The sequence below is a fragment of the Hoylesella shahii genome (genome assembly GCF_937990675.1).
Lineage (GTDB): Bacteria > Bacteroidota > Bacteroidia > Bacteroidales > Bacteroidaceae > Prevotella > Prevotella shahii.
In genome coordinates this window covers 1-24,219 of sequence record NZ_CALKQY010000011.1, presented here as the reverse complement: position 1 = coordinate 24,219, position 24,219 = coordinate 1, and the positions used below count along the sequence as shown (strand labels likewise).

18 protein-coding genes and 1 tRNA gene are annotated in these 24,219 nt (G+C 44.8%); 12 read left to right on the top strand and 7 right to left on the bottom strand.

Going from position 1 to position 24,219, the window contains the following annotated elements; genetic code table 11:
• Window positions 1–531: 531 nt before the first annotated feature.
• From QME03_RS01375 to QME03_RS01365, 3 genes are read left to right on the top strand one after another with little or no spacing between them, the layout of a single operon-like run.
• Entirely contained in the window at window positions 532–4,116 is a 3,585-nt protein-coding gene (locus QME03_RS01375) for a sensor histidine kinase (protein WP_281723228.1), read from the top strand.
• Between the two features lie 29 nt (window positions 4,117–4,145).
• Window positions 4,146–4,871 (top strand): DUF5932 domain-containing protein, encoded by a 726-nt coding sequence (locus QME03_RS01370; protein ID WP_025816915.1) that lies wholly within the window; start codon window positions 4,146–4,148, stop codon window positions 4,869–4,871.
• A complete protein-coding gene (locus tag QME03_RS01365) occupies window positions 4,864–5,502 on the top strand; it encodes an AbgT family transporter (protein ID WP_281723227.1) in 639 nt (212 codons plus the stop codon). Before QME03_RS01370 ends, QME03_RS01365 begins: the two co-directional genes overlap by 8 nt.
• 183 nt (window positions 5,503–5,685) lie before the next feature.
• On the opposite strand, the gene aroB is transcribed toward QME03_RS01365, so the two are convergent.
• Window positions 5,686–6,738 (bottom strand): 3-dehydroquinate synthase, encoded by a 1,053-nt coding sequence (gene aroB / locus QME03_RS01360; protein WP_281723226.1) that lies wholly within the window; start codon window positions 6,736–6,738, stop codon window positions 5,686–5,688.
• 363 nt (window positions 6,739–7,101) lie between these two features.
• On the opposite strand from aroB, the gene QME03_RS01355 reads away from it, so the two are divergent.
• Window positions 7,102–10,074 (top strand): TonB-dependent receptor, encoded by a 2,973-nt coding sequence (locus tag QME03_RS01355; protein ID WP_281723225.1) that lies wholly within the window; start codon window positions 7,102–7,104, stop codon window positions 10,072–10,074.
• Between the two features lie 383 nt (window positions 10,075–10,457).
• Here QME03_RS01355 and QME03_RS01350 read toward each other — a convergent pair whose 3' ends face one another.
• Window positions 10,458–11,672, bottom strand: coding sequence for an L-serine ammonia-lyase (locus tag QME03_RS01350; protein ID WP_281723224.1), 1,215 nt, complete (start codon window positions 11,670–11,672; stop codon window positions 10,458–10,460).
• Between the two features lie 156 nt (window positions 11,673–11,828).
• Between QME03_RS01350 and QME03_RS01345 the strand changes: the two genes are divergently transcribed.
• Together QME03_RS01345 and QME03_RS01340 are read left to right on the top strand one after the other, a co-directional pair.
• On the top strand, window positions 11,829–12,716 hold the full coding sequence (locus tag QME03_RS01345) for an RluA family pseudouridine synthase (RefSeq protein WP_273148494.1): 888 nt from the start codon (window positions 11,829–11,831) through the stop codon (window positions 12,714–12,716).
• A gap of 5 nt (window positions 12,717–12,721) precedes the next feature.
• Entirely contained in the window at window positions 12,722–12,880 is a 159-nt protein-coding gene (locus QME03_RS01340) for a hypothetical protein (RefSeq protein WP_170116116.1), read from the top strand.
• A gap of 30 nt (window positions 12,881–12,910) precedes the next feature.
• Here QME03_RS01340 and QME03_RS01335 read toward each other — a convergent pair whose 3' ends face one another.
• A complete protein-coding gene (locus QME03_RS01335; RefSeq protein ID WP_281723223.1) occupies window positions 12,911–13,960 on the bottom strand; it encodes a type I asparaginase in 1,050 nt (349 codons plus the stop codon).
• A 477-nt stretch (window positions 13,961–14,437) separates the two neighbouring features.
• Between QME03_RS01335 and QME03_RS01330 the strand changes: the two genes are divergently transcribed.
• The gene (locus tag QME03_RS01330; RefSeq protein ID WP_281723222.1) at window positions 14,438–15,163 is read left to right on the top strand and encodes a hypothetical protein; all 726 of its coding nucleotides are present in this window, start codon (window positions 14,438–14,440) and stop codon (window positions 15,161–15,163) included.
• A gap of 150 nt (window positions 15,164–15,313) precedes the next feature.
• A complete protein-coding gene (locus QME03_RS01325; RefSeq protein ID WP_375711930.1) occupies window positions 15,314–16,126 on the top strand; it encodes a carboxylesterase family protein in 813 nt (270 codons plus the stop codon).
• Window positions 16,127–16,321: 195 nt separating this feature from the next.
• Here the strand turns inward: QME03_RS01325 and QME03_RS01320 are convergent, their stop codons facing one another.
• Genes QME03_RS01320 through QME03_RS01305 form a run of 4 tightly spaced genes read right to left on the bottom strand, consistent with a single transcriptional unit; the run spans window position 16,322 to window position 20,229 of the window.
• Entirely contained in the window at window positions 16,322–17,110 is a 789-nt protein-coding gene (locus tag QME03_RS01320) for a prephenate dehydrogenase (protein WP_025816928.1), read from the bottom strand.
• A 5-nt stretch (window positions 17,111–17,115) separates the two neighbouring features.
• Window positions 17,116–18,180: a bifunctional 3-deoxy-7-phosphoheptulonate synthase/chorismate mutase type II gene (locus QME03_RS01315; RefSeq protein ID WP_281723221.1), complete on the bottom strand. Its 1,065-nt coding sequence runs from the start codon at window positions 18,178–18,180 to the stop codon at window positions 17,116–17,118.
• An 8-nt stretch (window positions 18,181–18,188) separates the two neighbouring features.
• A complete protein-coding gene (locus QME03_RS01310; protein WP_281723220.1) occupies window positions 18,189–19,412 on the bottom strand; it encodes a pyridoxal phosphate-dependent aminotransferase in 1,224 nt (407 codons plus the stop codon).
• Window positions 19,384–20,229 (bottom strand): prephenate dehydratase, encoded by an 846-nt coding sequence (locus tag QME03_RS01305; protein ID WP_281723219.1) that lies wholly within the window; start codon window positions 20,227–20,229, stop codon window positions 19,384–19,386. Before QME03_RS01305 ends, QME03_RS01310 begins: the two co-directional genes overlap by 29 nt.
• A 239-nt stretch (window positions 20,230–20,468) precedes the next feature.
• Here QME03_RS01305 and QME03_RS01300 point away from each other — a divergent pair, with 239 nt between their 5' ends.
• The 4 genes from QME03_RS01300 to QME03_RS01285 all read left to right on the top strand — a co-directional run bounded on the left by QME03_RS01300 (window position 20,469) and on the right by QME03_RS01285 (window position 23,123).
• The gene (locus QME03_RS01300) at window positions 20,469–20,870 is read left to right on the top strand and encodes a hypothetical protein (protein WP_281723218.1); all 402 of its coding nucleotides are present in this window, start codon (window positions 20,469–20,471) and stop codon (window positions 20,868–20,870) included.
• Window positions 20,861–20,935, top strand: a tRNA-Arg gene (locus QME03_RS01295). The genes QME03_RS01300 and QME03_RS01295 overlap by 10 nt, the downstream gene beginning before the upstream one ends.
• Window positions 20,936–21,359: 424 nt before the next feature.
• Window positions 21,360–21,824: a LexA family protein gene (locus QME03_RS01290; RefSeq protein WP_044075843.1), complete on the top strand. Its 465-nt coding sequence runs from the start codon at window positions 21,360–21,362 to the stop codon at window positions 21,822–21,824.
• Between the two features lie 3 nt (window positions 21,825–21,827).
• Window positions 21,828–23,123, top strand: coding sequence for a Y-family DNA polymerase (locus tag QME03_RS01285; protein WP_281723217.1), 1,296 nt, complete (start codon window positions 21,828–21,830; stop codon window positions 23,121–23,123).
• Window positions 23,124–24,219: the final 1,096 nt, after the last annotated feature.

Genomic DNA, 24,219 nt, shown 5'->3' with positions numbered 1-24,219 from the left:
CATGAGTTAGCACTGCGTTTTGTAGGAGTTAGCACTGCGTTTTGCTGCATTTAGCTTTCCTTTTTGCAGCAAAACGCCCAATATTTAGTATAAAACGCGGTTTTTTACATCAAAAACCCATCTTATCATCCTTCATTCTTTAAGTGCGTTTTTCGGCAAGTCAAACCTCTGCGAGAATTGAATATTTGCGAGCGTGTGGGAATTCGGTGATAAATAAGCCACTCATAATGTTAAAATTCTTACTTAATATTTTACAGTTTAAATTAAAGGACACTTATGTTATAAAAAAACGACAGGATAAACTATATGCATCCTCACACTATCAGGCATAACTTGAGAAGTGGTCATTACCGAAAAAACTTAACCCTTACTTTGAAAGACTCACCATATATGTAAGTTTCTTAGGCTTGTAAGATGAACTATTTTGTCTTAATGTGTCATTTTCCGAGATTAATTCTATAAATTTGCATGCGTAACCAAATAGATTAAAGGGCTATCAATTCGTATTTTCAACATCGGCATATCAGGTTAATGGGCATATTTATAATCGTTGTCCTCTGTTTGTTGGGGCTTGGTGCTTGTGGCGATAACAACGCTGCAGAGGCAGACAGGCTCAACAGTAAGTCGTATGCTTTTCACTATCGCAACCTTGATTCAACCAAAGTGTATGCCCAAAGAGCCTTCGATTTGTCTGATAATTATGCTGATGGTAGAGCAGAAGCCTTAAACAATTTGGCCTTTGTGCACATCTCGAAAATGGAATTTGAAACAGCTTCGAAGTTGCTTACCGATGTGCGCAGCATCACCGACAATCAGGTGGAGTTGTTGGTGGCCGATGTACAGTTAATGAGACTTTGCCAAAGGCAGTCGCGCAACAAGGATTTTTACAATTTTCGCGAGAGTGCTTTGCGCCGATTACAACGCATAAAGGAAGAATCCAACAACCTTTCGCCTCGTCTTCGCAAGCGAATGATATATGCCGAGACCGAGCTTTACATCGTGGCTTCGGTGTATTTCTACTATATAGGATTGCCCGAAAGGGCGTTGATAGAGCAAGAAAATATTGCGCCTAATGGAGATATACAGCAAGACACGGCCCAATGGTTGAGTTACATGTATAACATGGGAGCTGGCGGACTGATACATGGCTCGACCAAGGAAGCCATCTACCAGCAAGAGTTTGATTTGTTGTTTCGCTGTTATAGCATGGCCGAACAAAGCAACTATCCTTATTGGGTGGCAAACTCGCTGCAAGGACTTAGCGAACACTTGATGGACAAAAGCAAAAGACGCCTATTGGTGAAAAACAATGCCACGGACATCACCCTTCTTAATAGCGACGATATGCCCGATAGTTTGTTGGCTGGTAACCTTGCGCAAAGGGCACTGGTGATATTCTCTAATTATGGCGATGTTTATCAAACGGCTGGTGCCTACCGCACCTTGGCCTCGTGCTATTGGGCTGTGCAAGATTATAAGTCGGCTTTGTTTTGTTTGCAGAATGCATTGTTTCGCAATTCGGTTATCAGGAAGGCACCCGACCTGGTCTCGTCTATCTGCGAGCAATTGAGTTTGGTGTATTCGGCAATGAACGTAAAGGCACAAAGCGATGTAAATCGCAACATATACCTTGACATTCAGCGACAAACCCGACAAGACAAACAGCAGGAGGCACGTGCCGAACAGCTAGAGCAATCGTCGAAACAGCTAAACCGCATGCTTGTGTATGTGGGTATTGCCATTGTGGTGGTTATTCTTTTGCTCTATCTTTTCAATTCAATGCGTGCTAAACAAGCGGCCAAATATTCGCCCGATAAGATGCTCGAACCCCTAAGGCAATGGGAACAGACCAACGCACAGCATGTGGAAGAGCAAAACGACCGCTACGAAGAACTACACGAACTGCAAGAAATTGGCAAACGCCATGTGCTAGAGAACAAGAAGAAAAACATTGAGCAGCGGGCCAAAGTGTCGTTAGTAAATTCGGTTGTGCCCTTTATCGATAGAATGCGAAACGAAATTCACCGCCTTAATGCTGTGGAAGAGCCAGAAGAAATTCGACAAGAACGCTTGGCCTATGTAAAGGAACTTACCGAGAAGATAAAAGAATACAACGACATTCTTACTCAATGGATACAGATGAGACAAGGCGAACTAAGTCTGCACGTGGAAAGTGTGGCTTTGCAACCCCTCTTCGATATCGTTGGGAAAAGCAGAATGGGGTTTGAACGCAAAGGGGTGAGACTTGTGATAGAGCCAACATCCGAGATTGTTAAGGCCGATCGCACCCTTACGCTCTTTATGATTAACACGCTGATAGACAATGCACGCAAGTTTACCGAACGAAACGGCAGCGTTACGCTTAGTGCCAGTGTGGTGAAAGAGGGATATGTAGACATTATGATTGCCGACACGGGCCAGGGAATGACCGAGGAAGAGCGGGCTCACCTGTTCGAACGTAAGGTGATTAATTCGTCGTCGGCCGAAGTACAAACCTCGCATGGCTTTGGATTGCTCAACTGTAAGGGCATCATCGACAAGTATAAGAAGGTGAGTAGGATATTCGACGGCTGTACCATCTCGGTAGAAAGCGAGAAAGACAAGGGCAGCGTGTTCAGCTTTAGGTTGCCAAGAGTGGTGCGCACGTTGCTCGCTCTGCTGGCTATGGGCACTTGTTTGCAGGTTTATGCCGCAACACCCCCCGACAGTCTACAAGGTAATCGCAGCAAAATTCTCGATCGCATATCGGCCAACACCTTCGAAGGAAAGTTGTTAAAACGCGCCAGCGCCTTTGCCGATAGTGCTTATTTTGCTAATGTAAATGGGCGTTACAACAAGGCATTACAATATGCCGATAGCTGTATTGGTAAACTTAACGCCATTTATCGACTAAAAGCACCCCATGGTAAGGATTCTTTGGTGATGTATTCTCAATCGGCCGAAAAGCCCGCAGAAATACAATGGCTAAACAATGGCCTAGAAACCAATTATCGCATTATATTGGATATACGCAACGAGAGTGCCATTGCCGCGCTGGCTTTGCACGAATGGGAATTGTATCGCTATAACAACGAAGTGTACACCAGGCTTTTCAAAGCCAGTTCGGCCGACAATACGCTCGATTCTTACGTGGTGGGTATGCAGCAATCTAAGGCCAATAAAACAATTAGTATTGTTGTACTCATCCTTATATTGATGCTTATCGTGCCAGCATATTACGTGCTATTTTATCGACATTATGTGGCCTACCGTATCTATGTGGAAAGGGTGGAAGAGATAAATAAGGTGTTGATGAACACCGATGAGGCCCAAGTAAAGCTGGATGCCATTGCCCACATCATCAAGTCGATTAGCAAGCACGGTGGCGAAACAGTACAATTTAATTCGCTTAACGAAGTGGTAAGTCAGATAACCGAAGTGTTGCAAAAAAATGTTGAGATGGAAAAGGCCCGCGAAGAAAGCATAGAAATGGCCGAAGACGAACTGCACAGGGTGGAAATAGAGAACGACAAGCTACACGTTAACAATAGTGTGCTTGATAATTGCCTTAGTGCGCTGAAACACGAAACGATGTATTACCCCTCGCGAATTAGGCAACTGATTGAGAATGGTGGTGAAGACTTGCACGACATGACCGAGCTTGTGGATTATTACAAGGAACTTTATATGCTGCTTAGCGCTCAAGCCATGCGACTGGTAGATGACATGCGCTATCCCTGCAGGCCAGTGTCGCTTCAAAAGTTGCTCAAAGTATTACCCTGTGCCGGCGAAAACCAAGCCGAACAACGCCACATTTTGGGCGATGAAGACCTTTTAACCTACCTTTTCTTTCTCTTGGCACAGCTGCTTGAAGGGCAAACGATAGTGCTTAAGGCTAAAGATAAGGGAGCGCGATACGTGGTGATAGACATCGAATTGCCCCATATGGTTTACACCAACGAGCAATGTCGCGAACTATTTGCATCCACAACGCCCAATCTGCAGTATTTTCTTTGCAGACAAATTGTGCGCGATACTGGCGAATTTGCCAATGCCAGGGGCTGCGGAGTGTATGCATGCAACATCGATAACAAAACACATCTAGAAATAACTCTGCCCAAAGCAATGCAGGCTTAAATATAAAACATCAAACAACCACACATAAAATGGACAAATTTAAAGTGATAATCGTGGAAGACGTGCCCTTAGAATTAAAGGGAACGGAAGGCATTTTTAGGAACGATATACCCGAAGCCACCATTATAGGTACGGCCGATAGCGAACCCACGTATTGGAAATTGATGAAACAAGAACTGCCCGACCTGGTGTTGTTAGACCTAGGATTGGGTGGCTCTACCACTATTGGCGTTGAGATTTGTCGCCACACCAAGGAGCAGTTTCCTAAAGTGAAGGTGCTTATCTTCACAGGGGAGATACTCAACGAGAAACTTTGGCTCGATGTTCTTGATGCCGGATGCGATGGAATTATACTTAAAAGTGGCGAACTGCTTACGCGCGATGATGTAATAAGCGTGATGAATGGCAAGCGTCTGGTGTTTAATCAGCCTATTCTCGAGAAAATTGTAGAGAAGTTTAAGCGTGTGGTAAGCACACAAATCTTTAGGCAAGAGGCTTTCATCGCTTACGAAATAGACGAGTACGACGAACGTTTTTTGCGCCATTTGGCTCTAGGTTACACCAAAGAGCAGATAACCAACCTGCGCGGAATGCCCTTTGGGGTGAAGAGTTTGGAGAAAAGACAGAACGAATTGGTAAACAAACTCTTTCCCAATGGTAACGGTGGCATGGGCGTTAACGCCACCCGACTGGTGGTGAGGGCCATCGAATTGCACATTCTCGATATCGACAACCTTGTTCCAGACAATGGCTAAGCATAAGATTGTTTATCACCGACGAACAGGAAAAGGCATTGCGCACCTGGTGTTGACACTGGTGGTGTTGCAAATTGTTGCCGTATTAGGTTCATGGGTGTTCAAAGCCGTGAGCCCAGAGCTTCCTATACGCTCGCTTTTAAGTGCCGAGGGCATCAGGTGGATGGTGGGAAGCATCGGTGATAACCTTGGTGGGCGTGGGCTTGTGTGGCTCTTATTGGGTAGCATGGCCTTTGGTTCGGTTAGGTTTTGTGGCATTCTTGATGTGCCACGCAAATGGAAAGCCATGACTTTTTGGGACCATTTTGGCATTATGGTGGTTTTAGCCGAACTGTTTGTTATTGTGGTGCTTTTGCTTCTTCTCACTGTTTTGCCTCATGCTGTGCTGCTTGGGGTTACGGGAAATTTATACCCCAGTAGCTTCTCCAAAAGCTTTGTGCTATTGGTTTGTCTCATAGTATGCTTTATTTCGGTGTCGTTTGGGGTGGTAAGTTCCCGGCTTCGTTCGTTCGAAGAAGTGTGCGACTGCCTTGTTGCGGGCATTGCTCATACGCTTCCGCTATGGTTGGTCTATATTTTGGGCATCGAACTTTACGCCTGTTTGCAGTTTATCTTTGTGGTTTCGGCTTAAATCGTGGTTCGCGACTTTATGTTTGGGCGTGGCTAGCCTTATGGGTGTGCGCACAAAATATGTGTAGGCCATCATAAAGAATTAGCGTTAAGCACTCTTTCTATATGGGGAGCAGCGTGTGGTGCTTAGCAGCTATCCCCGTTTTAGTCGTCGTACTACGGTATTATGCCTCCAAATGATAGTCTAAATCGTTTCTCTGAAAAAGTCTAGAGCCTCTTTAATTTCTTCTTTAGAGGCCGTTTGGTTGATAATTGGTTGTCCAATGTCAGCAAGCAACGTAAAATTAATCTCTTTAGAAGCGTTCTTTTTGTCGTGCTGCATCAGTTCGATAAGCTGGTCATAATCGTTGCACGATAGTGGCAATGTGCCATAATACTCCCTAATAAACTGCACCGTTTGTCGCATTTTGTTTACGGGGAAGTGTGTTTTAAATGTGGCGAGGTATAGTTCGCATACCAAGCCGAAGGCCACAGCATAGCCATGTAGCAGCTGTTGGCCATTATGTAGGGCTAAAGATTCGAATGCATGGCCCATGGTGTGACCCAAGTTCAGTGCTTTTCTTATACCCTGCTCGTGAGGGTCTTGCGCCACAATCTCTTCTTTCACCTTCACCGATTGGGCCACCATTGGCTGAAGCGTCTCCCAATAGGGCTGACCAAGGTCGAAGTTGAGCAGTTCGCTCCACATCCCTTCGTTGCTAATCAATGCATGTTTCAGCATTTCTGCATAACCAGAGCGCGTGTTTTCCTTATCAAGTGTGCTTAGAAATTGTGTGTTAAGCACAACAAAACGAGCGTTGCAAAACACGCCAATCTCGTTTTTCAGTGCGTTAAAGTTAACGCCAGTTTTACCACCCACGGCAGCATCCACCATAGCCAGAAGTGTTGTTGGGATGTTAACGAAACGAATACCGCGTTTAAACGTGGCGGCAGCAAAGCCCCCTAAGTCGGTAACCATGCCTCCTCCTAAGTTTATTAAGCACGAACTACGTGTTGCGCCATTGGTTGCTAGGCTTTCCCAAACCTGCGAAAGCGTGGCAATATTCTTGTTGTAGTCGGTGGGTTTGATGCTAATGAGGTTAGCCCCCTTCAAACATTCAAAGTGTTGCAGCTTAGGCCAGCAAAATTGTTTTGTTGTATCGTCGGTAAGCACAAACACCTTATCGGGCGCGCAAACATTAATGGCGCGCGTCAAGTCACTTTCCAATTGGGCAGAAATAAGTACTTCTTGCATCATGTTATCTAGGGTTTAATGTGGGGCAAAGTTAAAACAAAGCCCTAACCCCGCAAAATTTAGTCTACATTTTTTTATCGCCTTCATTAAACCCTGTTACTTTTTTATCGTCTTATATCGTAAATTGACAATACAAAACGTTATTTTCGTGCGTCTTGTAAGTGAAATTTAGGGAAACTTGTCAAATAGTTAATGTATGTAGTGGACTTGTTCTTTAGGGTTATTGAGTTTGCTTTTCTGCAACCAACAGCACATTAACTAGCTGGTGCAGCCTTTATGGGACGCATGCTTGCTTATTAGCTCTCCAACAAGTGTATAAAACAAATGGTGTGGTTAGTTCCATGCCCTTAAAATTAATATAGGTTTATGAATAAGTATTGTTTATTGGTATTGCTTTTCTTCGTCACAGTGGTGGCAAGTGCGCAAGAACGTAAGATTAGCGGTACGCTCACCGACCGTGACACGCATGAGGCCGTGACGCAAACCACGGTTCAACTCTTAAAGTCTGACAGCACCTTTGTTGGTGGAAGCATATCCAACGAGAAAGGTGAGTTTGCATTAACAGCCCCAGCCGATGGAAGTTATCTGCTTAAAGTTTCGAGTGTGGGTTATCTTACTTATTATAAAAAACTGCAAATTGCCGACGGCAAAAACTTGGCTTTGGGCAATATCGTGATGAACGCCGATGCTATTATGCTCAAAGGAGCCACTGTTACGGGGCAAGCCGTGAAGGTAACAGTGCGCGAAGACACTTTTGTGTATAACTCGGCAGCCTTTCGTACGCCCGAGGGTTCTACTATTGAAGAGCTTGTGAAACGGTTGCCTGGCGCCCAAATAAGCGACGATGGTAAGATAACGATCAATGGTAAGGAGGTGAAAAAGATATTGATAGACGGAAAGGAGTTTATGACGGGCGACACCCAAACTGCACTGAAAAACCTGCCAACGTCTATTGTAGACAAGATAAAGGCCTACGACCAACGTAGCGACTTGGCTCGTGTGTCGGGTATTGACGATGGCGACGACCAAACGGTGCTCGATTTTGGTATTAAGAAAGGTATGAACAAGGGGGTATTTTCAAATATAGACTTGGCTCAAGGCACACAATCGCGTTATGCCGACAGGTTGATGGGCGCTTATTTTAAAGACGAATACAGAGTAATGTTGTTTGCAAATGCGAACAATACCAACGATATGGGCTTCCCTGGAGGTGGCGGGCGTGGTAACTTTGGGCATAACCGCGATGGGCTTAATGCTACGAAGATGCTCGGAACAAACTTTAATTACGAAAAGAAAGATAAACTAAAGATAGACTGGAGCGTGCGTTGGAACCACTCGGATGGCGATGTTCAAAGTCGAGTGGCTACCGAGAACTTTGTTAGCACGGCTGGTTCGTTCTCTAATAGTCTTAACCAAAGCTATTCGCGTAGCAATAAATGGAATGCTAGAGGACGATTGGAATGGCAGCCCGACTCGCTAACCAACATCATGTTCCGTCCTACATTCAGCTATTCAACTAGCGATGGCACGTCTACTAGCATTTCGGGAACGTACAACGACAATCCTTACAACTACGTGGCCGACCCACTTTTGGCTTCATCCATTGCCCAAATGGCAGCCGATAGCTTGATGGTGAACAGCCGTTCGCTTAATTCTATTAGTTATACCCAAAAGCAAGAGGCAGGCGGAATGCTGCAATTGAACCGCCGATTGAGTGTCAATGGTAGAAACGTTACTGTGCGTGCAGATGTGGATTATGCTAAAACCAATGCCAAATCCTTGTCGCTCTCAAATGTTCACCTCTATCAGGTGAAGGATGCAACTGGTGTTGACTCTACTTATCAAACCAATCGCTATCTACAAACACCAACAACAGCTTGGACCTATAGCTTGCAAGCCACTTATAGCGAACCGCTTTGGCGAGGCACCTACTTGCAATTTAGGTATAAGTATGGCTATAGTCGCACCACGAGCGACCGCGCAACGTTCGATTTTAGCAACCTTGGTGAAGGTTTCTTCGGGTCGCAATCGCCTCTATATCGTGGTTGGAATAGCTATCTTTCAATGCTTGCCAGCCCCTACGAAAGCTATCGCGACCAGCGTTTAAGCCGTTCGTCGGTTTATACGAACTACACACACGAACTAGAAATGATGCTGCGCTTTGTGGGAAAGAAGTATAAGTTGAATGCTGGATTTATGGTTCAGCCACAATCATCGCACTTTACCCAAAACTATTTAGGCCAGTTTGCCGATACCACACGTAGCGTATTTAATGTGTCGCCTGCGCTCGAGCTGCGCTATAAATTTAGCGATGTGAGTCAGTTACGCATTAATTATCGTGGTACAAGTTCGCAACCATCGATGTCAGACCTGCTCGACATCGTAGACGATAGCGACCCCTTGAACGTTCATAGAGGAAACCCAGGACTAAAACCCTCGTTCACCAATTCGCTACGCTTTTTCTATAACACTTATAGAGAGCGCAGACAACAAGCCTTTATGACCTTCCTCGACTACAGCAACACGCGAAATGCCGTGAGCAACCGTGTTACTTACGACGAAATAACTGGCGGACAAATCACACAACCCGACAATATCAATGGCAATTGGAATGCCAATGCAGGTTTGATGTTTAACACAGCCGTCGACTCGGCCGGTGTGTTTAACGTCAACACGTTTACCAATCTGGGTTATAACAACTACGTAGGCTACATCAGTTTGAACTCTACATCGGGCTCACAACGCAATGTTACCCGTTCGCTTAGTTTGTCGGAGCGCTTGGCAACCAGCTATCGCAATAGCTGGTTCGAGCTAGAACTCGATGGCTCTTTCACCTATGCGCGCTCTAAAAACAAACTTCAGTTGCAAAACAACCTTAATACTTGGCAGTTTGCTTATGGTGCAACGCTTAACTTTATGTTGCCTTGGGGCATGCAATTGTCTACCGACCTGCATCAAAACAGTCGTCGTGGATATGCCGACCGCGCGCTTAACACTAACGAACTGGTGTGGAATGCCCAGCTTTCGCAAAGCTTCCTCAAGGGCAGTCCGCTTAGTGTGAGTGTTCAGTTCTTCGATATCTTGCGCCAGCAAAGCAACTTTTCGCGTGTAATCAATGCCTATCAGCGCACCGATACCGAATACAACAGCATTAACAGCTACGCCATGTTGCACGTGGTTTATCGTCTAAATCTTTTCGGAGGTAAAGATGCACGTCAGCAAATGCGCAACAAAAGACCTCAAGGAGACGATGCAGGACCTAGAGGAATGCCTCCTGGAGGTGCTCCCGGTGGTGTAAGGCCGATGGGAAGTGGCCGACCAATGGGTGGTGGTTTCTAACCAACGCTGTGGCGAGAACAAGAAACGGGCGTGCTAAAACATATTTTAGCACGCCCGCTTCTCTATAATAGGGTCGACTCAAAGGGGTATGAAAGCATAAATGCACAATACTAACATTGCAAAAACCGAGAATTAGGTTGGTGAAAACCTGTGGGGCAACAACTCAAAAGGCGTGAAGCTCAAGCACCAGCCCAAATGTTGCTTATTGGTTGTTTGTCTACAACCCATCACATGCTTTGTTCTTTATCACTATCTTTGCACGTATGCGAAAGTACTATTAAGCTTGTTCCTAGCAATGGCAAAGCTTTAGTGTTGTTATACCCCCTCTTTAAGACAACACTTTATCGCAGGTTTTCTTCACTTTTGCCTTTCAATTCTTTAAATCAGCTACCCATCATAAAGTCTTTAGCCAGTCCGCCTTCGCTTGTCTCTTTATAAAGCGAGGGAATATCGTGACCAGTTTGTTTCATAACTTGTACCACACGGTCGAACGAAACACGGTGTCTTCCGTCTGAAAAAGCCGAATAGAGATTGGAATCTAGAGCGCGAGTGGCCGCAAATGCATTTCTTTCGATACAGGGAATTTGCACTAAGCCGCACACAGGGTCGCAAGTCATGCCCAAATGGTGTTCTAATCCCATTTCAGCAGCATATTCAATTTGCGCAGGACTACCACCAAACAATTGGCACGAAGCTGCTGAAGCCATGGCACAAGCCACGCCAACCTCGCCTTGACAACCAACGTCGGCACCAGATATAGAGGCATTTTTCTTAACGATATTGCCGAAAAGACCAGCAGTGGCCAAGGCATGTAGTATACGCGTTTGAGAGAAATTGTGTCCTTTATGTAGATGATAGAGTACCGCTGGCAGCACGCCACAAGCCCCACAGGTGGGTGCAGTGACAATTGTTCCACCCGAAGCGTTCTCTTCGCTCACGGCTAAGGCGTAAGCATAAACCAGTCCGCGTGTTTGCAGCGTTTGTTTATAGCCACTTGCTTTAACGTAATAGGTGGCTGCTTTGCGGGGTAAGCCCAGCGGGCCAGGCAACACGCCCTCGCGATTAAGTCCACGTTCAACGGCCGCTTGCATCACCATCCATACCTCGTGCAAATAGCCCCAGATGTCTTTCGTTTCGCATTGTTCCACGTATTCCCAATAACTACGCCCAGTTTTTTCGCACCAGTGCATGATTTCGGTAAGCGAGTTCATGTTATATATTTCCTCCGTGTCGAACATGTCGCCCTCTTTTTTTCCTTCAGAGAGTGCACCACCGCCAATGCTATACACCGTCCACTCGTCGATGTCGTTGCCATTTGCGTCTTTAGCCACAAATCTCATACCGTTAGGGTGGAAAGGCAGGAATACCGAAGGTTGCCAAACGATGTCTACTGGTGCAGCAGTAGAGAGCGTTTCTATGATGATGGCATCCGTCATGTGGCCCTTTCCTGTAGCAGCCAAGCTGCCATAGAGGGTCACTTCGAAACGCGACGTCTGCGGATTACGTTGTTTAAAAATCTCTGAAGCCTTTTGTGGCCCCATGGTATGACTGCTCGAAGGACCTTTTCCTATCCTGAACAATTCTTTTAACGATCTCATTTTTGTTGATAATGTTTTTGAAATGCAAAATTATTGCTTTTATTTCATATAGCCTTCTTTTTGCTTGACTAGTTTGCCAATAGCGGCTTTGTTTTGCTAAAGGTATGCTCCTTTTTTATTAACTTTGCACTTGTTATGCATATATGGCGTGAAAATATGAACAATAAGAGCAATGGGCAAGACTTCGACCGCTATGAAGTAGCGGAAGAAAGCGTGCTACTAGACTGGCTGCTGCGTAATGTTAAAGGCAAGAGTAGAAACAAGCTGAAAGACATTTTGCGAGGCCATGGCGTGTATGTAGACGGGAAATGCGTTACACAATACGACTATAAACTGCTGCCTGGCATGAAGGTAACGGTGAGCCGAACTAAGAAGGCGACTCCTTTTAAAAGCCGTTATATCCGTATTGTATACGAAGACCGTTACCTCATTGTGGTGGATAAGAGTGTTGGCGTACTGTCGATGGCAGCAGGGCATTCGTCGTTAAACGTGAAAGCTATATTAGATGGCTACTTCGATTCTACTGGACAGAAGTGTCGGGCGCATGTGGTGCATCGGTTAGACCGTGAAACCAGTGGACTTATGGTGTATGCCAAAGACATGGAAACCGAACAAATACTTGAACATAACTGGCACGATATTGTGTACGACCGTCGCTATGTGGCGGTGGTGTCGGGCGAAATTGTTGACGAAGGCGGCACAATAAGCAGCTGGCTCAAAGACAATAGCTCGTATATCACTTATTCTTCGCCTGTTGATAATGGTGGCAAGTTTTCTGTTACGCATTTTACAGTGCTCAACAGAACCACAACACACTCGCTAGTTGAGTATAAATTGGAGACTGGACGCAAAAATCAAATACGTGTTCACACATCAGATATAGGGCATCCTGTGTGTGGCGACCTTAAATATGGTAATGGCGATGACCCCATTGGACGCCTATGTCTGCATGCATATATGCTTTGTTTCTTTCATCCCATGACGCGAGAGCGGATGGAATTTCAAACACCCATACCCTCAACCTTTAAACAGTTATTTAAATAACCCCCATGACAGACTTACATTATTACATCTTTGTGTTGGTAGCCATCATTATAGGTGTGGTGGTTATCAAGAAAGTAACGGGCTGCATCATTCGTCTTGTAGTGGTGTTGGGCCTGTTGGCCGCCTTAGCTTACGTGTATTTCACTTATTTCAGTGCATCGTAGTGGCTTGGCTTAGGCGGATAGCCCTCTTGGTTACACCGAAATCTCGCCAGCAATGTTTTTATGCATCATTTTTCTAACAGTTCCGTTGTCGCGATATATGCCTTGTAGGTACATTAGTTTGGCTAAGGCCGCCTCAACGGTGCTGTCGTATCCGCTTACAACACCTGCATTCTTAAGTTGGAAACCAGTGTCGTAGCGTTCCATTTCCACACTTCCGGCAATGCATTGGCTGATATTCACTACAATAACACCACGGTTGTAGGCCTCTTTTAGTAGTTTCATTAACCAAGGATGTTGCGGAGCGTTGCCACTTCCGTAGCTTCTCATCACGATGCTGCGAAGTTCGGGCGCCTCTATAAGATAGCGTGTAATGTTCTCTTGTATGCCAGGGAAGATGGATATAACCGCGATGCTTGAGTCGAGTGCTGTGTGTGGCACCATTGGTAGCTGGTAATTGGGCTTCAAAATCTCATGATGGTGGAAATTGAAGTTGATGCCCGCATCGCATAGCGAGGGATAGTTGAACGACTCAAAGGCGTTAAAACCTTCTGCATTTTGCTTTGTCGACCTGTTACCACGCAATAGTTTACCGCTAAAATAGATGCAAACTTCGGGTACCATCGGTGTTCCGTCTTCGTGGTGTGCGGCAGCCAATTCAATGCTAGTTACAAGGTTTTCCTTTCCGTCGGTGCGCAATTGACCAATAGGCAATTGACTTCCAGTTAGCACAACAGGCTTCGTAAGGTTTTCCAACATAAACGATAGGGCCGATGCTGTGTATGCCATGGTATCTGTACCGTGTAGAATAACGAACCCATCGTAGCAGTTATAATTCTCTGCTATGATGCCAACAAGGTGCGCCCATAGCCTTGGAGCCATGTCGCTAGAGTCGATGGGTGATGCAAACTGATACACCTCGATGCTCGTCTTGAGGTACTTAAATTCTGGTAAGTTGTCTACCAGATAATTAAAGTCGAGCGGTTCGAGTGCACCAGTAGCCGGGTTTTGGCCCATCCCGATTGTTCCGCCTGTGTAGATGAGCAACACCTTATTGGTTCTTTGATATATGAAACTTGCCATAACGACAATTTTTTAAACTTAATTTTTGCTGCAAATATACGTCAAATCTTCGGTAAATCAAAAAATAAATGTATATTTGCGTTGCGTAAACAGAGGTATACAAATGTCTTGTTGTGGGCATTGTGATATGCTTTGCAGTGACATCGCCATCAAAGTGTTGTTAAAGGTGGTTAGTGCCTTTCTGTTTTGCATTAAAACAATGCAACAAAGAAACTTATCAGCAATACTAAATATTGACGATTTTTTTCTTATCGAGCCACGTTCTTCACCAAAAGACCGATACAACACTGTGCAAGAGGCTGCGTAAACTGTGTGGTGAATATGCTTATTTCAAGGAAAATGTCGCAATTGGGTACACGTTTCGCTCACTAGCTGTTTGTAGCGAACATCACTCGCAATGCCTTTTGTTACATTTACAGGTAATAGGGCATGGAAGAAAAGAAACAAAGATAAGTCTTAATTTTAAATACTGACAGCATGAAAAGAACATTTAAACAAATGATGATGCTGCTTTTTGCAGCTTTGATGTTAGCACAATGTGCTCAGCACGAAGACAAAACCCTACGTATCAGAGGCAAGCTAACAGGTGTGAAAGATTCGTTGCTCTTTGCCATAACAGGCGTAGAGAATGGCGAACCTGTGTTTAAGGATACTACCGTGTGCACAAAGAACGGCGAGTTTGATTTGACTATATCGCTCGACAGCGTGTGTTTGATGGAGGTTATCGACGGTGCAAACGACAGAAATCATCGCTATGTGGGATTTTATGCTTTGGCTGTTCCTGGCGAAGAAATGATTTTGGAAGGCGACATCAATAAGGGATGGCGCTTTGGAGGTAGCGAAGTTTATCGCCAATTAAACGAGGTGGAAAAGGCTATTCAGCCTGTTAACCTTGAAATGAGGCAGATGGCGCAGCAATTCGATAGTCTGGTGCATTGCAAAGAGTTTACCGAAGAACTTGAAAAGCAATACAGCGAGCGTGGCGTAACGCTCTATAATAAGTTGGAAGCAACTGCTTTTGTTTTTGCTAAAATGCATCCCAACATGGAGGCTACTGTGATTTTGATAAACTATTTGGACGTTGATGCTGCCAAGAAATTGGTTAAGTTGCTCCATCCTAGCGTGCTTAAAGGGCGAATGAAGTCGTTTGTAGACCCACGTATCAATTTGCCTAGCATGCAGACTGTGCCTTACGACGAATAGCGTGATTGGCTTTTGGGCCAGCATTTAGTAAACCCTACTATGGTTATTGGTCCGTTTCTTAAGCAAAAGAGCAGTGATGTATGCATTCACTTACAAAGAAGCGGGCCAACAACCACTATAAAAAAGATTGTATTTGTTAACGATTTGAATATGAGAAATATATTGTTGGTATTGGTGTTTTTTGCCTCAAGCCTTTCAAGTATGGCGCAAAAAACCGAAAAAGGGAATTTTATTACGAAGACAAACGTTATGCCTGGGGGTTATAACTTTTGGGTTTACACACCCAACGAGTACGAAATAGATAAGCACCCTTTGCCCCTTGTTATCTTTTTACATGGTGCTAGCCTCTGTGGCAATAATCTGCAACGGGTGCGTAGATATGGTGTGCTCGATGCAATAGACCGTGGAAAGATTATCCCAACGCTTGTTATTGCACCTCAAAACCCTGGTGGTGCATGGAGTCCGCAAAAGATTAACGACTTGTTAGAGTGGACTAAGGCTAACTATATGGTAGACACCACACGTGTTTATGTGCTGGGGATGAGTCTTGGCGGATATGGAACAATGGACTTTGTGGCTGTTTATCCCGAGAAAGTGGCGGCTGCGATGGCGCTCTGTGGTGGCTGTTCGCGCAACGATATTAGTGGAATAGGGAAGGTGCCGATGTGGATTATGCACGGTACTGCCGATAGAGCTGTGTCGGTGAAGCAATCTGAGGTGGTGGTTAATAAGCTTAAAGAGCAGGGCAACGACAAACTACTGCGCTACGACTGGGTGCAGGGTGGGTCGCATGGGTTGTTGGCTCGCCTGTTTTATCTGCAAAAAACTTACGATTGGCTGTTTTCGCATTCGCTAAACGATAAGCCAAGAACGGTGGATAGGCATTTTGAGATAAGTCGCGAAGACATTAACCAAACTTATCAAGAGTTAAGGAGATTGCCTTCGTGGTATGATAACGATTGACGAGGGAACTGTTTTGTGGATGTTACTCTAAAGAGCGATAAGGAAGTAATGAGCAAAAGTTTTTAAAAACACTGGCGATACCATGCCATTCAGCGTGGTATCGCCATTGTTTTTTGTGTTTTTTTGCTTCAAAGTAAAGCTTAATGCTGAGGAAAAAACGTTTTTGAGCCCTTTCAATACTAGCCCAACGCCTTATTACGAAGTCTTTTGACCATGTATATTTGTTCTTATCTTGGTGAGATATTGTTTCATCGCCTCGGCGTCTTTATCGTTAATGATGTCGAGAAGAGCGTTCAGTTCGTCGCGAATATGTCCCACTTGTTCGGCAGTATAGGGATTAAAGAGAATCTCGCGTAGCAAAAAATCGTCTTCGCCAAGCACCCCTCGTGCAATATTAAGATGGCGTTTAAAAGTTGTTCCAGGTGCATCCTGCGGTTTCATCACTGCAGCAAACACAAAAGTGCTAACGAAAGGGATGCTTAGAGAATAGGCAACAGTGCGGTCGTGTTCTTCAAACGTGTACTCGTGAATGTTTAATCCCAGCTTGTTATACAGGTCGCGAAAGAAGATGCGCCCCATATAGTCGCCCTCGGCAATGATGATAGCATTCTCGTTGCTAAGTTGATTGAGGTTGGCAAAAGTGGGTCCAAACATGGGGTGTGATGAAACAAAGGGATGATTGCAGCCTTCGTAAAACTCGCGCAGTCCTGTTTTAACCGATGCAATGTCGCTCACGATGCACTGTTGTGGCAAGAAAGGCATCACCGCTCGAAAGGCTTCGATGGTGTATTTCATTGTAACGGCATTGATAAGCAGTTGCGGTTCAAACTGTTTCACCTCTTCTAATGATGAGAATCGGGCACAGTTGTAGGTAAATCTCATTCTTTGCGGCTCTTGGTCGTACACAGCCACCTCGTGTTCGAAGCTTAGCAGGTCGGTGAAGAAGCTCCCCATCTTGCCTGCACCCAAAATTAAAATCCTCATTTTAGCTACTTGTTTATAATTTCCATTTGCTGTCTAACCGACTCTTCGTGTACACTTTCGAACACTGTAGCCACAAATTCGGGGTTCATTCCGCATAAAGCGCCTTGTGCACCACGCTTTTCAAGAATCTCATTATATCTACTTGCTTGAAAAACAGTCATGTTATGTTCCTTTTTATATTGTCCAATCTGTCTGCAAACACGCATGCGCTTAGCTAGCAGTTCCATCAATTGGTTGTCTAAGTCGTCTATTTGGTGTCGCAGTTGGGTGATACCTTCTTGTATTAAGCTCTTATCTCGCACAATGAGCAACGACAGGATATAATCCAAAACGTCTGGAGTAACCTGTTGTTTGGCATCGCTCCAAGCCTTGTCGGGGTTGCAATGGCTTTCTACAATTAGTCCGTCGAAGCCCAAATCCATAGCCTGTTGGCATAGCGGAGCAATCAGTTCGCGTCTTCCACCGATATGACTAGGGTCGCAGATGATGGGCAAAGCAGGTATGCGTCGGCGCAGTTCTAGGGGGATTTGCCACATTGGCGAATTGCGATACATCTTATTATCGTAGCTAGAAAAACCTCGATGTATGGCTGCCAAACGCTTAACGCCAGCCTGATTGATGCGTTCCATGCCACCAATCCACAGTTCTAGGTCGGGGTTTACGGGGTTTTTAACCAGTACGGGTAAGTCTAATCCTCGCAAACAATCGGCCAAAGCTTGCATGGCAAATGGGTTTGCCGAGGTGCGTGCGCCAATCCAAAGAATGTCTATATTGTGTTTAAGGCATAGTTCCACATGTTCGGGTGTGGCCACTTCTGTAGCAATAAGCATTCCCGTTTCAGCTTTTACTTGTTCGAGCCATGGCAAAGCGGTTTTGCCGTTGCCTTCAAACCCACCTGGTTTTGTGCGTGGTTTCCAAGCACCAGCCCTGAATATGTGGCATCCCTTTTGTGCCAAAGCGCGAGCAGCTTGCATCACTTGCTCTTCAGTCTCGGCCGAACAGGGTCCAGCCATCACCACAGGGCGTTCGTTATCACTGGGAAGGTTAAGGGGTAATAAGTCTAGTTCCATGTCTTTATTTAGCTGTTTTGTTGTTCAATAATGGTTTTGTTGTCTTGTTTGCTTGTAATTCTTTGCAAAGCCTCTTGCATGCGGGCTTCATTTGCGCATAAAGAGAGTCGCACATAACGTTTGCCGTTGCTGCCAAAGATAAATCCTGGAGCAACGAAAATGCCGTGTTGATGCAGCAGATGTTCGGTGAGTTGCTCGGAATCGGTGATGCTCTCGGGTATTTTTCCCCAAAGAAACAGTCCCGTTTGCTGTGGGGCGAACGTGCAACCTATGGCCTTCATAATCTTTTCAGCAATCACTCGGCGGCGCTGATACACCTCCTTATTATAATAGGTGTGCCATTCTGTGGTGTTACCTGTTATCGCCTCGGCTGCTGCGAGCTGAATACCACGAAACGTTCCACTGTCAATGTTGGTCTTAACTTTAAGCATCCATTGCACCCATGTGGCGTTGGTTACGCACATTCCCACGCGCCAACCAGGCATGTTGTGGCTTTTGCTCAGCGAGTTTAGTTCGATGCAGCAGTCTTTGGCACCGTCTACTTGCATGATAGACCTAGGTTTGTTGGTCAAGATTAGCGAGTAAGGGTTATCGTTCACCACCACTATGTTGTGCGTTTGGGCAAATTCCACCAGTCGTTCGTAGGTCTTCATCATGGGTTTTCCGCCAGTGGGCATGTGTGGATAGTTGGTCCATAGCAGTTTAACGCCACTTAAATCCATGTCATTCAGCTCATCAAAGTTGGGTTGCCATTGGTTTTCTTCGCGCAGGTTATAATTCAACACCTCAACGCCAAGCAATCTACTAAGTGCTGTATAAGTGGGATAACCCGGGTTAGGCACCAGCGCTTTATCGCCCACGTTGGCAAAAGCAAGGGTTATGTGCAGAATCCCTTCTTTACTTCCGATAAGTGGCATCACCTCGTTCTGTGGGTTAACGTCCACCCCATACCATCTTTTATAATGTGTGGCCAGTGCCTCTAGCAGTTGCGGAGTGCCCTTTGTGGGTTGATATCCGTGTGTATCTTCGCGCTGTGCCACCTCACATAATTTGGCTATAGTATTGGCAGAAGGGGGTAAATCGGGCGACCCAATGGCCAAACTAATGATGTCGTTGCCTTCGGATACAAGCTGTGCCACCTCTTTTAGTTTTCTGCTAAAATAGTATTCTTGCACAAAATCTAGTCTTTGTGCAGGCTTTATGTTAAGTGTCTTGTTGTTTCCCATCTTCATATTCTCCTAAAATCTTTAGTTTTTTGGTAAGTGGAACGATGGCGTCTATACTTTGGTGATAACGAGTGATGTTGTCGAACTTAACATCAACGTAGAACATATATTCCCATTCGTGGCCGATAATGGGCAACGATTGTATTTTGGTGAGATTGATGCTGTAGAACGAAAGAATGGTAAGCACTTTCGATAAGCTACCCTCTTCGTGAGGAAGTGAGAACACCAAACTGGCTTTGTTGGCATTTTCCCAGGGTCTAAGACTGCCTGAGCGTTGCGGATGGCACACCACTAGAAAGCGTGTAAAGTTGTGTTTGTTATCTTCAATATGGTTTTCTAGCACCTTTAGCCCATATAGTTTGGCTGCCGATGCGTTGCAGATGGCGGCCCATCCGCGTTGTTTTGTTCTAGCAATGAGTTCGGCCGAGCCTGCGGTGTCTTCGGCTTCCACTGCTTTAAGCTTAGGATGATTGGCTAAAAAATCCCTGCATTGCATCAAGGCAACAGGATGCGAGTGCACTTCGCTAATCGAATGCCAGTCGTCTTCGGGCAGGCAGCATATAGCATGCTCGATGTGCAGCTTGTGTTCGCCTACGATAGATGTTCCCGAGGCGCGCAATAACTCGTAATTGTGCAGCAGCGAACCAGCGATGGTGTTCTCAATAGCCACCATTCCGATAACCGTTGGGTCGTTGGCAATCTGTCGAAACACTTCTTCAAAGGTGCTGCAATATATGCCTTGCACCTGCTCGTTGCTGAAATATTGGTGAGCGGCAATGTCGTGGAACGAGCCCGCGATGCCCTGTATGGCAATTCTCTTCATGCTTGTTATCATAAAAAAACATCCCGCCTCAATGTTATTGAAGCGGGATGTGATTGTTATTTTCTTATTATGATGTTCACGTTAATAGTTGGCACGCATCTTCCCGCTTTACATTCTTGCTGTAAAGTGAAAGTAATAGAAGTATGCGTTAAAGCTCAACATATTGTATCCTTTCGTTGTTTATTTCTGCAAAAGTATCACTTTAATTCTTATTTTCCAAGAACATCATCACTTTTTTAGTGCAAATCGGTATTTTTTATTGGCCTTATACTTTCTACTTGCCATCAAATGCTTGGTTAATTGGTCTTGTTGGTAGATGTATTCTTTTCTTTTTCCTTGTTTTATTTTTTATTGTTGAGAACGCTAGCTTGGAGTTAGCCTTTGTCTCTCTTGTTCTTTTTTTGGGGGGGTGGGCGTTTTTGTGTAGTTGTGGTGAGCTTTCACTAGGACTGATAATTGGTGTTTACGCAAGTTCTAATGTATTTAAAGGCCTAAATATTGCAACTTATACACGCGCAAACTTATGGTTGCCACCTTTCAGAGCAATATTTATTGCGAAATATTTTGCTATCCCCCCTTTTTTTTCTAACTTTGCAACCGCAAAACTGAAAGATATAGTATTGCGGGTAATGGTTCCGTAGCTCAGTTGGATTAGAGCAACAGCCTTCTAAGCTGTGGGTCTTGGGTTCGAACCCCAACGGAATCACAAGAAGAGGATGCCATTTGTGGTGTCCTCTTTTTTGTTTTGTAGCTATGGGCAACGCCTGTTGGGCGCTTCTTACTTCTATTTTGCGTGGTGCAGCGTGGTGAGTAATGTTGTGGCTAGTCCAAGAGGTGCTGACACATACCTTAGTTTGAAATGAGCCGATAGCCTTTTATCTTTAGTTTCGTGTTTAAGTATTTGCTTTGTGCAATGGCTTTCTCGCATATTATTTGTACTTTTGCGAAGACAACATGTTGTGTTTGTCTTTCCCTTGTAACGCTAGGAGGGGCAAAGAGTGCGATGTGGACCCATACCAATGGTTTCTTCTGGAACGTTGCGGGCATCGCTCACTTCTGTTGTTAAGGCTTATCGGTCTTTAATGCGTTTTGCAAAAACGAGTTTTATTGGCTGCCGAAAATTTAAGAACATGACAAAAGATAACAAACAATACACCACGGGCATGCAAATTATTCAGGGCAATTTCACCAAACGACTGAAATTGCCTATTGCCGAAGGCTTAAAAGCGGGGTTTCCTTCGCCTGCCGATGGCTATATGCACGAAACACTCGACTTTAATCACGACCTTATACGCAATCCCGAAGCCACTTTTTATGGCAAAGTGGCTGGCGACTCGATGGTTGAGGCTGGCATATGCAGTGGCGACATCGCCGTTATAGACAGGTCTATCGAGCCACGTCATGGCGATGTTGTGGTGGGATATATCAACGAAGAATTTACCATTAAGTACCTAGATCTTAGCCATCGTGATGAGGGATATATCGAATTGCGACCTGCTAATCCCAATTTTCAACCCATAAGGATTGATGAAAACGATGCTTTTGAGGTGTGGGGCGTGGTGGTATGGACTATAAAAAACTGGAGAAGGTATTGACTGATGTACGGAATAGTGGATTGCGACAATTGTTATGTGTCATGCGAACGCGTGTTTAGACCCGACTTAAAGGGTAAACCTGTGGTTGTGCTAAGCAACAACGATGGGTGTGTGGTGGCGCGTTCTACTGAAGCCAAGCTTATGGGTATCAAGAATGGCACGCCTTACTATCAGTTGGCCGAACTGTTTCCGCATCACAACATCGCTGTTTTCTCGTCTAACTACGAACTCTATGGCGAACTTACGGGGCGCGTGGTTGAGATTATTAAGCAAGAAGCACCAGCCTATTTTCGTTATAGCATTGACGAATGTTTTGTTTATTTCAATGGAGTGGAACAAATAAACCTGAAAGAGTGGGGCGAAAGCTTGCATCGACGAGTTGTGCGAAGCGTGGGTATGCCTATCAGTGTGGGCATAGCACCCAATAAAACGTTGGCTAAAATGGCCAGCCACTTTGCTAAAAAACATGCAGGCTATCGCCATTGCTGCCTGATAGACAGTGATGAAAAACGCATCAAGGCTCTAAAACTTTACCCCGTCGACGAGGTGTGGGGCATTGGTAGACGTTATTCGGCGCGGTTACAGGCTGCTGGAGTGCAGTCGGCTTTCGACTTTTCCGAACGCCAATTATCCTGGGTGAGAGCCACATTTAATAACATTGTGATAGAAAGAACATGGCGCGAACTGAATGGAGAAGACTGTGTGCCCAACGAAGAACTGGCCAAAAAGAAGTCGATTTGTGTGAGTCGCTCTTTCAATGGCATGATTACCAATATCGACGACCTGCGTACGCATGTCTCTAATTATGCTGCTCGCTGTGCCGAAAAATTACGACAGCAGCGCACCGTTGCCGCTGCTGTTGGCGTTTTCTTGCATACCAACGCCTTTCGCGAAGACTTGCCGCAATATTGGAACTTTCAAGAAACGCGGCTACTTACACCCACCAGTAGCACCATTGCTATTGTGAAGGCTGCCAACGAGGTGCTGCAAAAACTGTTTTTGCAGGGCTTTCATTATAAAAAAGCGGGAGTTATCGTGATGGGAATTGGTGCAGACAGTCCTATTCAGCCAGACCTCTTCGGCCTAAATGCCGAACAGATTGATAAACTGAAACGGCTGGATGCTGTTGTCGACCAGCTTAATAAGGTGAATGGCACAGAAACAGTTGTGCTTGGGAGTCAGCAATATACGGCTAAAGATGGTAAAGGTAAGGCCAATGTGTTTGCCAATGCTATAAAACACGACTTTAAAAGCAAAAATCCTACAACGCGGTGGAGCGATATTATTGTGCTGAAATGAGCTGCTTGCGCTTGTGAGGGTCTGGCTTTTGCGTGTTGTTTTCATCGCAGCAAGTGCTTCGTTGTTGGCAAAAGTTTTTTTTGTGTGTGGCTAGTGTGAGGGCTAATTCTTAAATGGGGTAATAAAACTTTACAAATACATCCTTTTTTGAACACCCCTTTTAGGTCTTTTGGAGGGCTAAAACCTATAAAAGGCAGGTCTTTTTTCTTATTTTTGATGTATCGTAATTGTGTTTTATTCCACTTTTTGGGCCATTTTGCGATATTTTGCCTCGCTATTTTTAAAAAATCCGCTTCTTTTTTACTTCCGAAAAAGCCTACAATTGTGTGTTATTTGATGCTTTTTGTCTATAAAAAGGCGCGCATTTGTTTTGCAAAAACCATGTTTTTACCTTGCGTTTAGCAGCAAATAGCATTGCGTTTAGCAGCAAATAGCATTGCGTTTTGTAGCATTTAGCACTGCTAACTCATGCATATTGCAGACCTAAATGCAGCAAATAGCGAATAAAAGTGGTAAATAACGCAGAATATATGTTCAATTTCGGTTAAATTATTGCTTAGAACTAAAATGATAAAATATTTTAGACGTAAATGCGCTTTGTTGTTTGCGATGGAGCTAAAAATGAGTAAAAAATGGGGTTTAAACGTTGTTTTTATTCTAGTTAGCTGATTTTCATAGTGTTATGAACTCGCGAAATACGCGTGTTTTTCGAGTCGTTGTCTGCTTGGAGCATAAAATAAGCCTCTATAGTGTTAAAATTGGATGAAAAATATTTACAAAAACATTATCGTTTTATCTCCTTTGAGTACGCGTCTGCATGGCTTTTAAGGGGCGATGATGTGTTTTGTGAGGTGAGGTGTAAGTGGGGTAGGTGTTTGCCACCTTATTTGTAGGCTTGTTTAAGGGGGTAGATTGTAAGTAGGGTAATTCAGTTAATTCCCTCTTAAGAATCTCTGGAAACTGTCAAATGCCAGATTCTTTTCTTGAAAAGCGTCTTTGGAAGAGTACTTGATGTGCTTTGCGCACAAAAACTCCCAAATATCGAGCCGTATGGGCACACCTGTCCCTTCCATACCTGCCTATGGATGGATATAAA

Coding starts and splice junctions, on each gene's coding strand:
- QME03_RS01320 (WP_025816928.1), bottom strand. CDS start 17,110: ATGAGGATTTTAATTTTGGGTGCAGGCAAGATGGGGAGCTTCTTCACC.
- QME03_RS01375 (WP_281723228.1), top strand. CDS start 532: ATGGGCATATTTATAATCGTTGTCCTCTGTTTGTTGGGGCTTGGTGCT.
- QME03_RS01345 (WP_273148494.1), top strand. CDS start 11,829: ATGAACAATAAGAGCAATGGGCAAGACTTCGACCGCTATGAAGTAGCG.
- QME03_RS01325 (WP_375711930.1), top strand. CDS start 15,314: ATGAGAAATATATTGTTGGTATTGGTGTTTTTTGCCTCAAGCCTTTCA.
- QME03_RS01370 (WP_025816915.1), top strand. CDS start 4,146: ATGGACAAATTTAAAGTGATAATCGTGGAAGACGTGCCCTTAGAATTA.
- QME03_RS01340 (WP_170116116.1), top strand. CDS start 12,722: ATGACAGACTTACATTATTACATCTTTGTGTTGGTAGCCATCATTATA.
- QME03_RS01365 (WP_281723227.1), top strand. CDS start 4,864: ATGGCTAAGCATAAGATTGTTTATCACCGACGAACAGGAAAAGGCATT.
- QME03_RS01350 (WP_281723224.1), bottom strand. CDS start 11,672: ATGAGATCGTTAAAAGAATTGTTCAGGATAGGAAAAGGTCCTTCGAGC.
- QME03_RS01305 (WP_281723219.1), bottom strand. CDS start 20,229: ATGAAGAGAATTGCCATACAGGGCATCGCGGGCTCGTTCCACGACATT.
- QME03_RS01310 (WP_281723220.1), bottom strand. CDS start 19,412: ATGAAGATGGGAAACAACAAGACACTTAACATAAAGCCTGCACAAAGA.
- QME03_RS01355 (WP_281723225.1), top strand. CDS start 7,102: ATGAATAAGTATTGTTTATTGGTATTGCTTTTCTTCGTCACAGTGGTG.
- QME03_RS01335 (WP_281723223.1), bottom strand. CDS start 13,960: ATGGCAAGTTTCATATATCAAAGAACCAATAAGGTGTTGCTCATCTAC.
- QME03_RS01290 (WP_044075843.1), top strand. CDS start 21,360: ATGACAAAAGATAACAAACAATACACCACGGGCATGCAAATTATTCAG.
- QME03_RS01285 (WP_281723217.1), top strand. CDS start 21,828: ATGTACGGAATAGTGGATTGCGACAATTGTTATGTGTCATGCGAACGC.
- aroB (WP_281723226.1), bottom strand. CDS start 6,738: ATGATGCAAGAAGTACTTATTTCTGCCCAATTGGAAAGTGACTTGACG.
- QME03_RS01315 (WP_281723221.1), bottom strand. CDS start 18,180: ATGGAACTAGACTTATTACCCCTTAACCTTCCCAGTGATAACGAACGC.
- QME03_RS01330 (WP_281723222.1), top strand. CDS start 14,438: ATGAAAAGAACATTTAAACAAATGATGATGCTGCTTTTTGCAGCTTTG.